We start from the raw sequence: 14,510 nt of genomic DNA on the forward strand, positions 1-14,510 counted from the left end.
CCTGGAACGTACATTTCTCAAATCCATTGAGACAACTTGTCACTCAGATCCTTGGAGGCTATATCCATCCTGGATTAACTAGAGCCGGCAATGATAATCCTTGCCGACGAAATGAATTATACAAAACTGTAATTTAATTACAAGTATTATTTGCTTTAATTCACAAAAACTTCATTAAAAGTGATTTAATTACAATAATTTCTAATTGAAACTATGTTAACCCATTGTTATCGGCATGTAACTATCAAAATAATACCAATAATTACAACAACTTAATTATTCTTCACCTACAAAAAGGAAAACTGTAATAAAGCAACCAAAGGGCTTGCAGTTGGCTTTCCGTAGAGAGGATCGCCCTCAACAGCACTGCCTGCAATATCGATATGGGTAAATGCCAGTTCTGTTTCGGCTAATCCAGACGCTTTTATCAAGAAAGCGGCAGGATATTGATGCCCACGAGCCGTAATTGAAGACGGACCATTATTCGATGACACCACATCTGCAGCGCCATTTTTATCGGCAACTTTATCAAAGTCTTCCGGACGTAATTGTGAAACCTCAAATGGTTCCCCCCATAATTGCCCCACTTCAGCTAATGTTGCTGCAACACCTTGCTTTTTAGCCGCGCTATTTTCAACTAATGCAGGGTAACCACCGTAGGCTCGAACAACATGACCGGTTAACGTCGCCACCGAAAACAATTGTGGATTCACCGCAGTTTGAGCCTGTAAACGTAAATGGGATAACAAATCGGCTAGCACTAAACGCCCTTCAGCATCGGTATTACCTATACGGACTCGTACACCTGCGTGACTGGCAATAATTTCATCGGTAACAAATGCATCACTGCCAATACTGTTTCTCACTAATCCAAGCTCGGCGACCACTTTGATCCCTTTAGGTTTAAGTATCGATAGCGCCTTCATTAAACCGGCAACCGCAGCTGCGCCACCTTTATCACGGCTCATGCCAGCCATTGACCCGGCAACTTTAACATCAGCGCCACCAGTGTCGTAAACCACGCCTTTACCCGCAAAGAATAAGGTTTTGGTAATAGTGCCTTCACCAACATATTCAAGCTTTACCACTCGTGGATGATGACGAGCCACATCAAAAGAGCTTCTGCCAACAGCGCTTAATAATGGGTATTGCGCTTTTAACTGCTCGGCTTGATCAATCACAGATACAGCCAAACCGCTATCAGCAAAAGCATCAACACAATATTGTGCAAACCCAATAGCCGACATACGCTCAGGTTCTGTACCACAAAGATCGCGCGCCAATACTCGTCCAGACTCTGCCGCATTAAGTAATAAACTATGGGTGGCGGTATTCAATAGTCCAATCGCGGTTAAACTCGATGGCAAAGACTTTGCTTCTCGTGCTTCTAACGGTTGCCAAAGCTCTTGTCCACACGCCAGTGCGGCAACTTGTTCAGCATTAGCAAAACGCTTGTCAGTTACACTTGGTACAACTAATAAAGGTTTAGTGGCACCTGCGGCTTTAGCAATGGCAATCCCTTCTCGAGCAGCTTTGGCAAAAATCCTCACATCGCTATACTCATTGCCGCTATCAGCCACTGGAGAGATGATCAATCGACCACCGGCCAACCCTGGTGCAAAAAGGAGCGTGGCACTTTTACCGACACGCATATCAATTTGGCGAGCGTGTGCAGCAAGCAAACTCACTTCATCTTGTTTAATCTCAGCTAAACTCGTCGCTATCACGACAACAGCATCCCAACCTTCGCCTTCAAAAATAGCCCCATCACTTGTGACATCAATAATTGGCACTTGGAACGCGGTAACCGCTTTATTCACTTGGGTCATACAAGATCCTTACTCTTTAGGAATACAGATAAATTAGTGGGTTCATAATTATTTACAGATTTGTGGACTAAACCTTGGCAAATCGGTATCGCAATATCAAGTAACTGCGCAGAATATGTTAAAATAATTGCAGTTATATTCTGTGTCGTATATCGACTTGATTTCATCTTAGAGGGCGTTTCGTGACTGCATTAACTCAATTATATCCTCAGCCTCTATGGCAATGGTTTGAACAAATTTGCGCTATTCCACATCCATCAAAGCATGAACATGCGTTATCACAACATATTCAGCAATGGGCAAAAGCTCAAGGCCTTGCGGTTGTTGAAGACAAAGTCGGTAACTTGATCATCCGTAAGCCTGCCACAGCAGGAATGGAAAACTGTAAAATCGTGGTGTTACAAGCGCACATTGATATGGTGCCGCAAAAAAATGCCGACAAAGTACATAACTTTGAAACCGATCCGATTGAAGCTTATGTAGACGGTGATTGGGTTAAAGCTAGAGGAACAACCTTAGGCTCTGATAACGGTATTGGTATGTCTTCGGCGCTGGCTGTTTTAGGCAGTAAAGACATTAAGCACGGGCCACTCGAAGTACTGCTCACCATTGATGAAGAAGCTGGCATGACGGGCGCTTTTGGTTTAGAAGCCGGTTACCTTGATGCAGAAATCTTAATCAACACCGACTCTGAGCAAGAAGGTGAAATCTACATGGGTTGTGCTGGAGGTGTTGATGCACAGATAAGTGTACCAATGTCTTGGCAAGCACCAGAACAAAGCAACGCCAGCTTTTCACTGACCATGTCAGAATTAAAAGGCGGTCACTCTGGGGTTAATATTCACCTTGGACGTGGTAATGCCAATAAGTTATTAGCGCGCTTTTTGTTTAAATACAGTGACGAATTAGCCCTAGAGCTAGTTAGCTTTAGTGGTGGCTCGCTGCGTAATGCCATTCCGCGTGAAGCTAACGTGCAATTTATGCTACCAGCAGAAAATATTGACGCACTAAAGCAAGCCATTGAATCGTTCCAAGCCCTAGTTCGTGAAGAATTAGCCGTTGCAGACCCAGGCATGCTACTGAGCTTAGCCACCATAGATGCACCCACCAAAGTCATGGGCGAAGAAGCGCAAAATACCTTAATCGACTTATTACATGCTTGCCCTAACGGCGTAATGCGCATGAGTGATGAAGTGGAAGGCGTCACTGAAACATCACTAAATATAGGCGTGATCAGCACTGAAGATGAAAGCGTAGAAATATTATGCCTTATTCGTTCATTAATTGATTCAGGTCGTGAAGAAGTCACCGGTATGCTAACCGCACTATCAAACCTATCGGGTGCTAGCATTGATTTAAGCGGTGCTTACCCGGGGTGGAAACCAGATACTAGCTCACCTGTAATGGCAATTGTGCGAGACACCTATAACGATATTTATAAAAAAGATCCAACCGTGATGGTTATCCATGCTGGTCTAGAATGTGGTTTATTTAAAGAGCCTTATCCACTAATGGACATGGTCTCTATTGGGCCGACTATTCGTTATCCACATAGCCCTGATGAAATGGTCAACATCACCACTGTTGGTCAGTACTGGGAATTGCTACTTGCCGTATTAGAGCGTATTCCAGCTAAAGAAGCGTAATCAGTAGCGATGATTAATGCGTAAAACTAAAAAACGACAGAAATGTCGTTTTTTAGTTTTAGACTTGAGCGTTTTTCATTGCAATTCTAACATTTAAAACTGCAAATCAAGCTGAGTAATATGTGCCACTGGATTATCTGTAACAGCCAATGTTGTATCAGCTAAACCAACACTAACCCCCAATAAGCGAATACCTCGCCCTTGACTGCGCTGCAGAGCCTGTTGCAGTAAATCATGAAACAAATTAATCGACATTTCATCACTACGATGTTCGATGGTGGTCTGTTTAAAATCATTAAATTTCAGCTTCACAACTTGCTTGTGGATCTGTCTATCTTTAGCACTGCGATGAACCCGAGCACTCAGTTCTTGAATCAGCTGTGGTAATACTTGACGGCATTGCTCTAAGGTAAAAATGTCTTTGGCTAACGTAGTTTCAACCCCAACAGACTTTCGTACCCGATGCGGACTAATTTGTCTTGGATCTATCCCTTGTGATCGCTCTGCTAATACATGACCAAATTTGCCAAATACCTCAATTAATTGCGCTTTTGGATACTGTTGCACGTCGTAGCAGGTGGTTAAGCCAATATCAGCTAACTTTTTTGAAGTGACTTTACCGACGCCAGGAATTTTACTCAGAGGAAGATCTTTTACAAAATCACTAATTTGATTAGGAGTGATGACATATTGGCCGTTGGGTTTATTTAAATCGGAAGCGATTTTAGCTAAAAACTTAATCGGTGCAATACCCGCTGAGGCGGTTAAACCTGTGGTCTCAAATATATCATTTCGAATAGCCTTGGCAATTAACGTGGCACTGCCTTGGTGAGCATCGCAATCAGTCACATCAAGATAAGCTTCGTCTAGAGACAAGGGTTCGACAAGATCTGTGTATCGATGAAAGATCTCACGTATTTGCGCAGACACCGATTTATATACATCCATGCGCCCTGGCACTAAAATTAGCTGCGGGCACAGCTGCAGTGCATGATAACTGGACATAGCACTTCGCACGCCAAATTTGCGGGCCTCATAACTGCAGGTACTTATCACACCGCGGCGATCACTTCTGCCGCCAACAGCAATGGGCTTTCCTCGTAATTCAGGAAAATCGCGCATTTCTACCGCAGCAAAATAACAATCCATATCGATGTGAATGATTTTACGCATTCTATAACCATCATCATTTACTCAATTAAAAACAATGATACTGTATATAAAAACAGTATTCAATCATTGTGTATTGTTAATATAATGAATAAGTACAACTCAACATACTTTTTAAAAGTCAAAACCTAGCTTCAAGTCATTCTAAAACTCGATAAAATATTATTGTAGAAAAACCTAGATCATCTACGAAGTTAATCAATTGGCTAAATCGATTGTAGACAATGTTCTTATTACTTCATTTCTGTTTATTGAGTCATTATTTCTTTTCAAAAGCATTACAAAATCATAAGCATTTAACTTATTTTGACTATCTAGCAGTTCAGGGTCACTACCTTTGCTAAGTAAGTATTCGACTAATTTTTTATCATTAAGTAAGATTGCAGCATGAAGAGGTGGTAATCCATCAATCTCGCTTTTGCTATTAACAGAGGCACCATTTTCGATAAATTTATCTAAGTAAACATATTTTTTTTTCTGATTAGAAATGCTAAATAAAAATGCTATACCGCTAGCAGACTGAAGCTCATCTAAGTCTTGTTTAGTTAATCTAAAATTAAACAAATAAAATTCACAGAATGAATTTGGTATGTAATGTGTATTATCTTCTACACTACATAATACAACATCTTCAACACGGCTATTTTCAAGCGAATAAATGGCACCTAATGAATACAGAATAATAGTAATGAAAACACATCCAAGTAATACCTTAAATCTCATTTTAACTCCATATAACTTTGTTGTTTAAGTTAAAAGCTAAAACACCAAAATGTGGACCTTTTGTTTTTGCTATTCCATTTAAATACATGAGTAAAACACGACCAAAACTGTATGATAGTTGCTCTCTCACTCTGTCATATATTTTTATTTGCATTAAGTCTTTAGCTGTTGCATGACTAAACCAATGCTTTGCAGCACTTCGCCCAAATTTTGTTATAACTTTTTTAGCACCATCTTGAGGGTTCATTGTTGCTCGAAATAAAGAGTCAATAAATCCCATTGCATAAGAGGCATCTACAGCCTCAACTAACAAACCTTGAGCAAACTCACGTACTTCATCAGTAATATCTAACTCATCAATAATCGAATGTTGACTCGAAAATATAAATTTGAGAATAATTATAGTTTCATCATTATCAAATATAAGTTCACTACTCTTGAAACTCTTAAGGTGTACATTTCTATTCATTTCAACTTCCATGTAGTTTATCAAATGTTCTATAAAATATATCAATTTAGTTAGAAACAAACCATTATCACTTTTAATGTATCTCCCACCAACGAACACAAAAAAGCCCAAACTGAGTTGGGCTTTTTTAACATGTAACGTGTCGACTAAGTCGTTACATTTTAGTCTGTAAATAGTTCTGTAAACCAATACGTTCAATAAGACCTAATTGCTTTTCTAACCAATACATATGATCAGATTCAGTGTCATCTAATAACACCTCTAAAATTTCACGGGTTTGGTAATCAGCCTTTTGCTCACACAAGCCGATAACCTTACGTAAATGATCAGCCACATGGTATTCATATGCAAGATCATTTTGTAGCATTTGTTGCACATCTTTACCTATGTTGAGCGCTTCACGACTGGCAACATCTGGAGTGCCTTCTAAAAATAAAATACGTTGGATCAACTTAGCTGCATGTAATTTTTCATCGTCTGATTCATGTAGAATACGGGTATAAAGTTCGTTAAATCCCCAATCCTCATACATGTGAGCATGGACAAAATATTGATCCATAGCAGATAATTCGCCGGTTAATAAACTATTGAGCGCATCGATGACTTCTGGATGACCTTTCATAATAATGTCCTATTAATCGTTAATTTGTGATTGAAGGTAATTTTGAATACCCGTTTGAGTGATGAGCTCTTGTTGTGATTCAATCCAATCTAAATGCTCTTCTTCATCTTCGAGTAAATCTTCCATTAAATCGCGACTAACATAATCTTGCTGAGTTTCGCATACCTTAATGGCTTCACGCAAAATGGCAATTTGTTCCGTTATCGCAGTGAGATCGCAGCTAAGCATTTCTTCAGCATGTTCACCAATACGCAATTTATCTAACTGTTGTAGGTTAGGTAAACCTTCAAGAAACAATACACGTTCAATCAGCTTGTCAGCATGCTTCATGTCTTCAATCGATTTTTTATATTCTTTCTCATTAAGCTTTTCCAATCCCCAATGCTTAAACATACGAGCATGTAAAAAGTATTGGTTAATAGCGGTCAGCTCACAAGTAAGTACACGATTGAGTTGGCTGATGACTTTAGGATGACCTTTCATAGTAGTGTCCTCGAGAAGTAATGTGATCTTGATCAATTACAAACAGAATAAAACACTATAGGGTAAAATGCAAATTATCCTTTATTTTCACACACTTACAATTGATAACCATTATCATTATAACTAAGCTTTGTAACTGGCCAGCAATACTCAAGCATAAAAAAGCCTTCAAAATGAAGGCTCTTTACAAAGCATTAGTGAAACAACCTAAGCTTAAAATAATTAACGAGGTTAAATAATACGATTTTGGTTAAGCAACTTATTTCGAGCTTGCTCTTTTTCCATACGGCGTTTGCGTTTATCACATGGATCATCACAGTCACAGGCTTTCTCTATACCTAAAACACCTAAACCACCGCAACTGCCTTCTACCGCTTTTTTCTTTACGATATAGCCAATGGACATTAGCAAAAAAAATAATAATAAAACCACAAACGCTGCAATAAATGTACTCATCACAAACTCCTATTGACTCATTCAGATTAGGGTAAACTGGTTCAATAAATTAGTAGCTCAATCAACCAGTTTAAAAATAAGCAAGCTACTTAAGATACGATTTAAACGCATCACTGTAATAGACCTGATATCCCTGCTCTTGCTTCTCTATCAACATTACCGCTAAATTGTTCTTTTTAGCTAACGCCAATGAAGCCTCTGTACCTAACACCATCATGGCCGTTGCATATCCATCTGCGGTCATACAACTAGAGTGTAACACGGTTGCTGAAGCTAATTGATGCTTTATTGGGTAGCCGGTACGAGGATCAATTAAATGTGAGAAGCGCTCACCATTTTCTTGATAAAAGTTACGATAATCACCCGAAGTTGCCAATGACATAGTGCCAGGTTCAATGATTTGCTGAACCGCTTGGCCTTCGCTGGTTGGTTGCTCTACAGCTACTCGCCAAGGGGTATTATCACTCTTAGTTCCTTTGACATTCAGTTCGCCACCAATTTCAACTAAATAACCAGACACATGATATTTATCTAATAAAGCGGCAACCTTGTCGACGCCAAAACCTTTGGCAATTGAAGATAAATCGACATACAAATCTGCATTATGCTTGGTTAATGTCAAACCGTTTACAGACAGCTCATGTATGCCCATTTTAGCTTTTGCTGCATCAATTTGAGCTTGAGTAGGTTCTGATATAGGGCGCTTATCGGGACCAAATCCCCATAAATTAACCACTGGGCCTAGAGTAATATCTAATGCACCATCAGTCTCATTATAAAGACGCATGCCCTCTTTAATCACCTTAATTGTATCGGCCGAGACGCTAACGCTCTGCTGAACCTGTAATTGATTAAACTTAGACAGTTCTGAGTCAGGGCGGTAAGTCGACATTTGATCGTTAACCACCTCCAATGCCATGTCAATTTCAGCTTGCAGTAGCTGTGGTTCGGGTAAGCTTTTATTACTGACCACTTTAATATGATAAGTGGTACCCATTGTACTGCCAGATAATGAAATAATAGGCTCTGGAGAGCTACATGCACTCACAAATAATAAAACCGCTGGCAATAGCAGTAACTTGATTGAATTTACAGTCATCTCAAATTTACACTTGTATTAAATGAACAAAAAAAATTGCAGCATGCGAGACCTGTGTTTAACCACCCTGTCTGCACTGCTGCAATCTCATGACTTACATGTCGATGTTATGGGTTAACTCATTAACCACCGAAATCATCTAATAAGATATTTTCGTCTTCGACACCTAAATCTTTTAGCATACCAATAACAGCTGCGTTCATCATTGGAGGTCCACACATGTAGAACTCACAATCTTCTGGCGCATCATGGTCACGTAAATAGTTTTCATACAATACGTTATGGATAAATCCAGTATAACCAGTCCAGTTATCTTCTGCTTGCGGATCTGATAACGCGACATGCCATTTGAAGTTCTCATTTTCAGCCGCTAAGCCATCAAAGTCTTCTACATAGAACATTTCACGTTGAGAACGCGCACCGTACCAGAAACTGATCTTACGCTTAGATTTAAGACGCTTTAATTGGTCAAAAATATGTGAGCGCATCGGGGCCATACCTGCACCGCCACCAATAAATACCATTTCTGCATCGGTATCTTTAGCGAAGAACTCACCAAATGGACCAGAAATAGTCACTTTATCACCGGCTTTTAAGCTCCAAATATATGAAGACATTTTACCGCAAGGCAAGGTTAAATTACGTGGCGGTGGCGTAGCAATACGCACGTTCAACATAATAATCCCAAACTCTTCTGGATAGTTAGCCATAGAGTAAGCACGAATAGTTTCTTCGTCTACTTTAGACTCTAACTTGAAGAAACCAAAGTGTTCCCAGTCACCACGATACTTATCAGGCACTTCAAACTCAGCATACTTAATATGATGAGCAGGCGCTTCAATCTGAATGTAACCACCGGCGCGGAAAGGCACAGACTCGCCATCAGGAATTTGCAGCTTAAGTTCTTTAATGAACGTCGCTTTGTTATCGTTAGAGATAACAGCACATTCCCATTTCTTGATGCCGAAGATTTCTTCATCAAGTTCAATTTCCATATCAGATTTAACGTTTACCTGACAAGATAAACGACAACCTTGACGAGCTTCGCCCTTGCTAATGTGATCAAGTTCGGTTGGCAGAATATCACCACCACCAGACTTAATATTCACACGACACTGACCACATGAGCCACCGCCACCACAAGCACTTGATACGAAGATGCCGTTGTCTGCTAAAACGCCAAGTAACTTGCCGCCAGCACCTGTTTTAATTGCTTTATCTGCGTCGCCGTTAATACCAATAATGATATCACCGCTTGCCACTAGTTTTGATTTAGCGAATAAAATCACTAACACCAAAACCAAGACAATCACAGTAAACATACTCACACCTAGATAGACTTCTAGTGGAGTAGATTCAAGAATACCCATTCACTTATCCTTAAAGGTTCAAATTAATGCGTCGTCTCAGTGACTCTTACAGAGAAACACCTGAGAATGACATGAAACCTAGAGCCATAAGACCTGCAGAAACGAAGGTAATCCCTAAGCCTCGTAAGCCATTTGGCACGTCAGAATATTTCATCTTTTCACGGATACCGGCTAGCAATACGATTGCTAACGCCCAACCAATACCAGAGCCAATACCGAATACGACGCTCTCGCCAAGGTTATAATCACGCTCAACCATGAAAGATACTGCACCGAAAATTGCACAGTTCACGGTAATCAAAGGTAAGAAAATACCCAACGCGTTGTACAAAGGTGGAAAATACTTGTCTAAAGCCATTTCCAAAATTTGCACAAGTGCTGCAATCACACCGATAAAGGTGATGAACTTCAAGAAGCTCAAATCAGCATCAGGGAAACCAGCCCAAGCTAGAGCACCTGGAGCTAACAGACCTTGATAAATAATTTGGTTAGCAGGAACCGAAATAGCCAGTACCACGATAACTGCAACACCTAGGCCCATCGCAGTAGTGATTTTCTTTGATACTGCTAAGAAAGTACACATACCTAAGAAGAACGCTAGCGCCATGTTTTCAATGAAAACGGAGCGAATTAATAAACTAATATAATGTTCCATTGCGTTTACCCTTTTGCTTCAACTTGCTCTGGCTTATACGTACGGATCAACCAGATCAGACCACCGATCAAGAAGAATGCACTCGGTGGTAGCAGTAATAAACCGTTAGGTTGATACCAACCACCGTCAGAGATTTTACTGAGGATTTCTACGCCGAATAATGAACCATTACCAAATAGTTCACGCACAACGCCGACAGACAATAGAATTGCACCGTAACCTAAACCGTTACCGATACCATCCATAAAGCTCATCATAGGCGGGGTTTTCATTGCGTAAGCTTCAGCACGACCCATTACGATACAGTTAGTAATAATTAAGCCAACGAACACCGATAACTGCTTAGAAATAGCGTAGGCATAAGCTTGTAATACTTGGTCAACCACAATCACTAACGAAGCAATAATGGTCATCTGTACAATAATACGCACACTGCTTGGAATATGATTACGGATAAGTGAGATAAACAGGTTAGAAAACGCTGTTACCGCAGTTAATGCAATCGTCATTACCAATGCTGTTTCTAACTTACTGGTCACAGCAAGTGCGCTACACACACCCAGAATTTGCAATGCAATTGGGTTGTTATTGATAATAGGTCCGGTTAGAACCTGTTTAAGTTCTTTAGCGTCAGCCATTAGCTTAACCCTCCGTTGTGTGCTTTAGCGATAAAGTTTGCAAAACCTTCTTTACCTAACCAAAACTGCAATGAGTGTTGTACACCGTTACTGGTAAGTGTTGCACCGGAAAGTGCATCAACACCATGAACAGAACTCGCCACTACAGGGTTTTTAGTTACACTAATCGCCAGATTGCCTTGCGCATCAAATAACTGCTTACCTTTCCACAATGCTTTCCATTTTGGATTTTCAACTTCGCCACCTAAACCAGGCGTTTCGCCTTGGTCATAGTAAACAAGTCCTTGAACTGTATTTAAGTCAGCTTCAAGTGCCAAAAGTGCATACATGGTTGACCACAAACCATAACCGTGAATAGGAAGAATGACGCTAGTCAGTGTACCTTCATCATTATGAACAAGGTAAACCACTGCGGTATCTGCAACACGTTTGATCGAGGCAATATCGTTTTCTGGCACAGACGAAGTGTCAGTATCACGAGACGCTTTACGTTGATCATAAAGGTTAGCATTACCTTCAACAAACTCACCGGTTTTAAGATCAACTAAGCGAGCTTCAACATATTGTTCGTACTTGCTTAGGATTTCTTTCTTGGTGACTTTACCTTCTTTGGTATTTATCAGGCTCGCCGCTTCAAGAATATACTTTTGCTTATCGAGTAACTTATTTTCTTGCTGAATAGGCTTTAACACCACGGCAGCGGTCGAAACCAGTACTGAACAGATAAGACATAAGCCGACAACAACAAATAGCGTTCTTCCGAACGAATCTTTATTACTAGCCACGAGCAATCCTCCGCTTGATATTTGACTGTACGACAAAGTGGTCAAATAATGGAGCAAATAGGTTAGCAAACAAAATAGCTAACATAATACCTTCAGGGAATGCAGGGTTAACCACACGGATAAACACTACCATTGCACCAATAAGGAAACCGTATGCCCACTTAGCGGTATTAGTAAACGACGCAGAAACAGGGTCTGTCGCCATAAACATCATACCAAATGCAAATCCACCTAACACTAAGTGCCAATACCAAGGCATTGCAAACATCGGGTTGGTGTCACTGCCAATCATGTTAAGTAAAGTCGCAATAGCAACCATACCTAAGAAAACACCACTGACAATTCGCCAAGAGGCAATACGGGCATAAATGATAACTAGACCACCGAGCAAAATAGCAAAGGTAGAGACTTCACCGACTGAACCAGGAATGAAGCCCATGAAAGAGTCAATCCAGTTAGCCGTTGAGGCATAGTCAAACGTACCTTGTGCTGCTTGGCTTAATGCTGTTGCTCCTGAATAACCATCAGCAACAACCCAAGTAGTATCACCAGACATGCTTAATGGGTAGGCAAAGTACAAGAAAGCTCGACCAGCCAATGCAGGGTTTAAGAAGTTACGCCCTGTACCGCCAAAGATTTCTTTCGCTACAACCACACCGAAGGTAATACCTAGTGCAACCATCCACAATGGAATAGTAGCCGGTAAAGTCAGAGCAAATAGTACCGAGGTAACAAAGAAACCTTCGTTAACTTCATGACCACGCACTGATGCAAATAGCACTTCCCAAAAACCACCGACGATGAAAGTCACGGCGTAGATAGGTAGGAAGAAGCACGCACCGTAGAACATCAAGGACGTAATGCCAGAGTCTGCAGTAAGTTGAGCGCCAAATAATTCAAATAAGCCAACTTGCCAAACATCTGGCGTGCCGAAACCGGCTGCCATCGCGACTTGAGCTTGTAAGCCTACGTTATACATACCAAAAAACATTGCTGGGAATGTACATGCCCAAACCGTAATCATGATACGTTTTAGATCAACATTATCGCGAACGTGGGTAGCACCTTTGTTCACTTTACCCGGAGTATAAAATACTGTGGCAGCCGCTTCATAAAGGGCATACCACTTTTCGTACTTGCCGCCTTTTTCAAATTGCGGCTCAATACGTTCGATAAAATCTTTCAAACTCATTAGCCTTCCCTCTCGATCGTATCTAAACAATCACGCAAATATGAACCGTAGTCATACTTACCTGGACATACGAACGTACACAATGCCAAATCTTCTTCATCTAACTCTAATGCGCCTAAACGGGCTGCGCCGTCAAAATCGCCAGAGAGTAAATCACGAAGTAGCATAGTAGGTAGAATGTCTAGAGGCATCACGCGTTCATAGTTACCAATAGGTACCATTGCACGGTCTGAACCGCAGGTGCTAGTGGTCATATTAAATAGACGCGATGGGCTTAAGTGGCCTAAGAATGCACGAGTGATAGAGAATTTATCTGCGCCAGGCATAGCCCAACCGAACAATTCTTTTTCTGTCCCTTCTTCCAGTACGCTCACCTGCTGATGATAACGCCCCAGATAAGCTTGAGGTCCAACCGCTGTGCGACCGCTTAACACTGAGCCCGAAATCACACGAACACCATCACCAACTGTTTCATCAGCAGTCAGTTCAGTCATGCTAGCACCCAAAACGGTACGAACTAGACGAGGTTTTTTCGCTTTAGGACCACCAATCGCAACCACACGTTCAGTGTTTAATACACCTTTGGTGAACAGTTGACCAAAAGCAATCACATCCTGGTAGCCAATATGCCACACAGTACGTGTTGCAGAAGCTGGAAGAACGTTGTGAATATGCGTACCCACAAGGCCTGCTGGATGTTTACCCGCAAACTCTTGGACTTGCGCATTGGCTGCTGGGATATCGGCACCTTGTGCTTTACATAGGTAAACTTTACCTTCAGTCAATCGTGCTAGAACCTTAAGGCCGTTAGCAAAATCTTCTTTATGTTGAGCTATGACTACCACAGGATCGGCAGCAAGAGGTTGGGTATCAATTGCAGTAACAAAAATACCTGCAGCAGTAGCATCTACAGCCGGCACTTTACTGAAAGGGCGCGTACGTAAAGCAGTCCACAAACCTGAGTCAATCAGATTATCACGAACAACTTGTACGTCTAACGTGTCTAACTTATCAGCATCGTATTGAGCAAAAGTAACGCTATCGTCACCTTCCACAGCAATAACAACTGACTGAAGTACACGTCTTGCACCTCGGTTGATTTCTAAAATAGTACCACTGGCTAAAGCCGTATATTTAACGCCTAAGTTCTTTTTATCTTCAAAAAGAACTTGGCCTTTTTGTACTTTATCGCCCACTTTGATTTTCATCGTTGGACGTAAGCCAATATACTCTTCACCCAAAGTCGCTACGTGTCTAATGGCTGGGCCATTATGGATAACTTGCTCTGGTCCGCCTGCTATAGGCAGTTCCAATCCTTTCTTAATTGTAATCATATCCACAAGCACTACGTTTGAAGGAAAGACAATGCGCCA

15 protein-coding genes are annotated in these 14,510 nt (G+C 41.0%); 1 reads left to right on the top strand and 14 read right to left on the bottom strand.

Going from position 1 to position 14,510, the window contains the following annotated elements; all coding sequences use genetic code 11:
- Positions 1 to 287: 287 nt before the first annotated feature.
- The gene (locus ACED29_RS02045; RefSeq protein ID WP_371696865.1) at positions 288 to 1,829 is read right to left on the bottom strand and encodes a leucyl aminopeptidase family protein; all 1,542 of its coding nucleotides are present in this window, start codon (positions 1,827 to 1,829) and stop codon (positions 288 to 290) included.
- A 182-nt stretch (positions 1,830 to 2,011) separates the two neighbouring features.
- Here ACED29_RS02045 and ACED29_RS02050 point away from each other — a divergent pair, with 182 nt between their 5' ends.
- Positions 2,012 to 3,475 carry an aminoacyl-histidine dipeptidase gene (locus tag ACED29_RS02050; protein ID WP_371696866.1) on the top strand — a complete coding sequence of 488 codons (1,464 nt, stop codon included), beginning with the start codon at positions 2,012 to 2,014 and terminating at the stop codon, positions 3,473 to 3,475.
- Positions 3,476 to 3,568: 93 nt separating this feature from the next.
- Here ACED29_RS02050 and dinB read toward each other — a convergent pair whose 3' ends face one another.
- From dinB to ACED29_RS02115, 13 genes are all read right to left on the bottom strand, one after another.
- Positions 3,569 to 4,648, bottom strand: coding sequence for a DNA polymerase IV (gene dinB, locus ACED29_RS02055; RefSeq protein WP_371696867.1), 1,080 nt, complete (start codon positions 4,646 to 4,648; stop codon positions 3,569 to 3,571).
- A gap of 195 nt (positions 4,649 to 4,843) precedes the next feature.
- A complete protein-coding gene (locus ACED29_RS02060; protein WP_124015680.1) occupies positions 4,844 to 5,368 on the bottom strand; it encodes an ankyrin repeat domain-containing protein in 525 nt (174 codons plus the stop codon).
- Position 5,369: 1 nt separating this feature from the next.
- Entirely contained in the window at positions 5,370 to 5,837 is a 468-nt protein-coding gene (locus tag ACED29_RS02065; RefSeq protein WP_165870064.1) for a hypothetical protein, read from the bottom strand.
- A 154-nt stretch (positions 5,838 to 5,991) separates the two neighbouring features.
- Positions 5,992 to 6,459, bottom strand: coding sequence for a bacterioferritin (bfr, locus tag ACED29_RS02070; protein WP_124015678.1), 468 nt, complete (start codon positions 6,457 to 6,459; stop codon positions 5,992 to 5,994).
- Between the two features lie 12 nt (positions 6,460 to 6,471).
- Complete coding sequence (gene bfr / locus ACED29_RS02075) at positions 6,472 to 6,942, bottom strand: bacterioferritin (protein WP_124015677.1); 471 nt, start codon at positions 6,940 to 6,942, stop codon at positions 6,472 to 6,474.
- A gap of 231 nt (positions 6,943 to 7,173) precedes the next feature.
- The gene (nqrM, locus tag ACED29_RS02080; protein WP_124015676.1) at positions 7,174 to 7,398 is read right to left on the bottom strand and encodes a (Na+)-NQR maturation NqrM; all 225 of its coding nucleotides are present in this window, start codon (positions 7,396 to 7,398) and stop codon (positions 7,174 to 7,176) included.
- Between the two features lie 85 nt (positions 7,399 to 7,483).
- Positions 7,484 to 8,497, bottom strand: a complete 1,014-nt coding sequence (locus tag ACED29_RS02085) for an FAD:protein FMN transferase (protein ID WP_124015675.1) — start codon at positions 8,495 to 8,497, stop codon at positions 7,484 to 7,486.
- A 122-nt stretch (positions 8,498 to 8,619) separates the two neighbouring features.
- Positions 8,620 to 9,867, bottom strand: a complete 1,248-nt coding sequence (nqrF, locus tag ACED29_RS02090) for an NADH:ubiquinone reductase (Na(+)-transporting) subunit F (RefSeq protein WP_124015674.1) — start codon at positions 9,865 to 9,867, stop codon at positions 8,620 to 8,622.
- Positions 9,868 to 9,913: 46 nt separating this feature from the next.
- On the bottom strand, positions 9,914 to 10,522 hold the full coding sequence (gene nqrE / locus ACED29_RS02095; protein ID WP_101085796.1) for an NADH:ubiquinone reductase (Na(+)-transporting) subunit E: 609 nt from the start codon (positions 10,520 to 10,522) through the stop codon (positions 9,914 to 9,916).
- Between the two features lie 5 nt (positions 10,523 to 10,527).
- The gene (locus ACED29_RS02100; protein WP_011636426.1) at positions 10,528 to 11,160 is read right to left on the bottom strand and encodes an NADH:ubiquinone reductase (Na(+)-transporting) subunit D; all 633 of its coding nucleotides are present in this window, start codon (positions 11,158 to 11,160) and stop codon (positions 10,528 to 10,530) included.
- Entirely contained in the window at positions 11,160 to 11,945 is a 786-nt protein-coding gene (locus ACED29_RS02105; RefSeq protein WP_371696869.1) for a Na(+)-translocating NADH-quinone reductase subunit C, read from the bottom strand. The genes ACED29_RS02100 and ACED29_RS02105 overlap by 1 nt, the downstream gene beginning before the upstream one ends.
- A complete protein-coding gene (locus ACED29_RS02110; protein WP_124015672.1) occupies positions 11,938 to 13,137 on the bottom strand; it encodes an NADH:ubiquinone reductase (Na(+)-transporting) subunit B in 1,200 nt (399 codons plus the stop codon). Before ACED29_RS02110 ends, ACED29_RS02105 begins: the two co-directional genes overlap by 8 nt.
- Entirely contained in the window at positions 13,137 to 14,471 is a 1,335-nt protein-coding gene (locus tag ACED29_RS02115) for a Na(+)-translocating NADH-quinone reductase subunit A (protein WP_124015671.1), read from the bottom strand. The genes ACED29_RS02110 and ACED29_RS02115 overlap by 1 nt, the downstream gene beginning before the upstream one ends.
- Positions 14,472 to 14,510: the final 39 nt, after the last annotated feature.

Origin of the sequence: Shewanella sp. 5S214 (genome assembly GCF_041439795.1) — a bacterium.
Classification (GTDB): domain Bacteria; phylum Pseudomonadota; class Gammaproteobacteria; order Enterobacterales; family Shewanellaceae; genus Shewanella; species Shewanella vesiculosa.

Bases quoted from the DNA above. Each gene is read 5' to 3' on its own strand.
- ACED29_RS02045 (WP_371696865.1), bottom strand. From the start codon at position 1,829: ATGACCCAAGTGAATAAAGCGGTTACCGCGTTCCAAGTGCCAATTATT.
- dinB (WP_371696867.1), bottom strand. From the start codon at position 4,648: ATGCGTAAAATCATTCACATCGATATGGATTGTTATTTTGCTGCGGTA.
- ACED29_RS02060 (WP_124015680.1), bottom strand. From the start codon at position 5,368: ATGAGATTTAAGGTATTACTTGGATGTGTTTTCATTACTATTATTCTG.
- ACED29_RS02065 (WP_165870064.1), bottom strand. From the start codon at position 5,837: ATGAATAGAAATGTACACCTTAAGAGTTTCAAGAGTAGTGAACTTATA.
- bfr (WP_124015678.1), bottom strand. From the start codon at position 6,459: ATGAAAGGTCATCCAGAAGTCATCGATGCGCTCAATAGTTTATTAACC.
- bfr (WP_124015677.1), bottom strand. From the start codon at position 6,942: ATGAAAGGTCATCCTAAAGTCATCAGCCAACTCAATCGTGTACTTACT.
- nqrM (WP_124015676.1), bottom strand. From the start codon at position 7,398: ATGAGTACATTTATTGCAGCGTTTGTGGTTTTATTATTATTTTTTTTG.
- ACED29_RS02085 (WP_124015675.1), bottom strand. From the start codon at position 8,497: ATGACTGTAAATTCAATCAAGTTACTGCTATTGCCAGCGGTTTTATTA.
- nqrF (WP_124015674.1), bottom strand. From the start codon at position 9,867: ATGGGTATTCTTGAATCTACTCCACTAGAAGTCTATCTAGGTGTGAGT.
- nqrE (WP_101085796.1), bottom strand. From the start codon at position 10,522: ATGGAACATTATATTAGTTTATTAATTCGCTCCGTTTTCATTGAAAAC.
- ACED29_RS02100 (WP_011636426.1), bottom strand. From the start codon at position 11,160: ATGGCTGACGCTAAAGAACTTAAACAGGTTCTAACCGGACCTATTATC.
- ACED29_RS02110 (WP_124015672.1), bottom strand. From the start codon at position 13,137: ATGAGTTTGAAAGATTTTATCGAACGTATTGAGCCGCAATTTGAAAAA.
- ACED29_RS02115 (WP_124015671.1), bottom strand. From the start codon at position 14,471: ATGATTACAATTAAGAAAGGATTGGAACTGCCTATAGCAGGCGGACCA.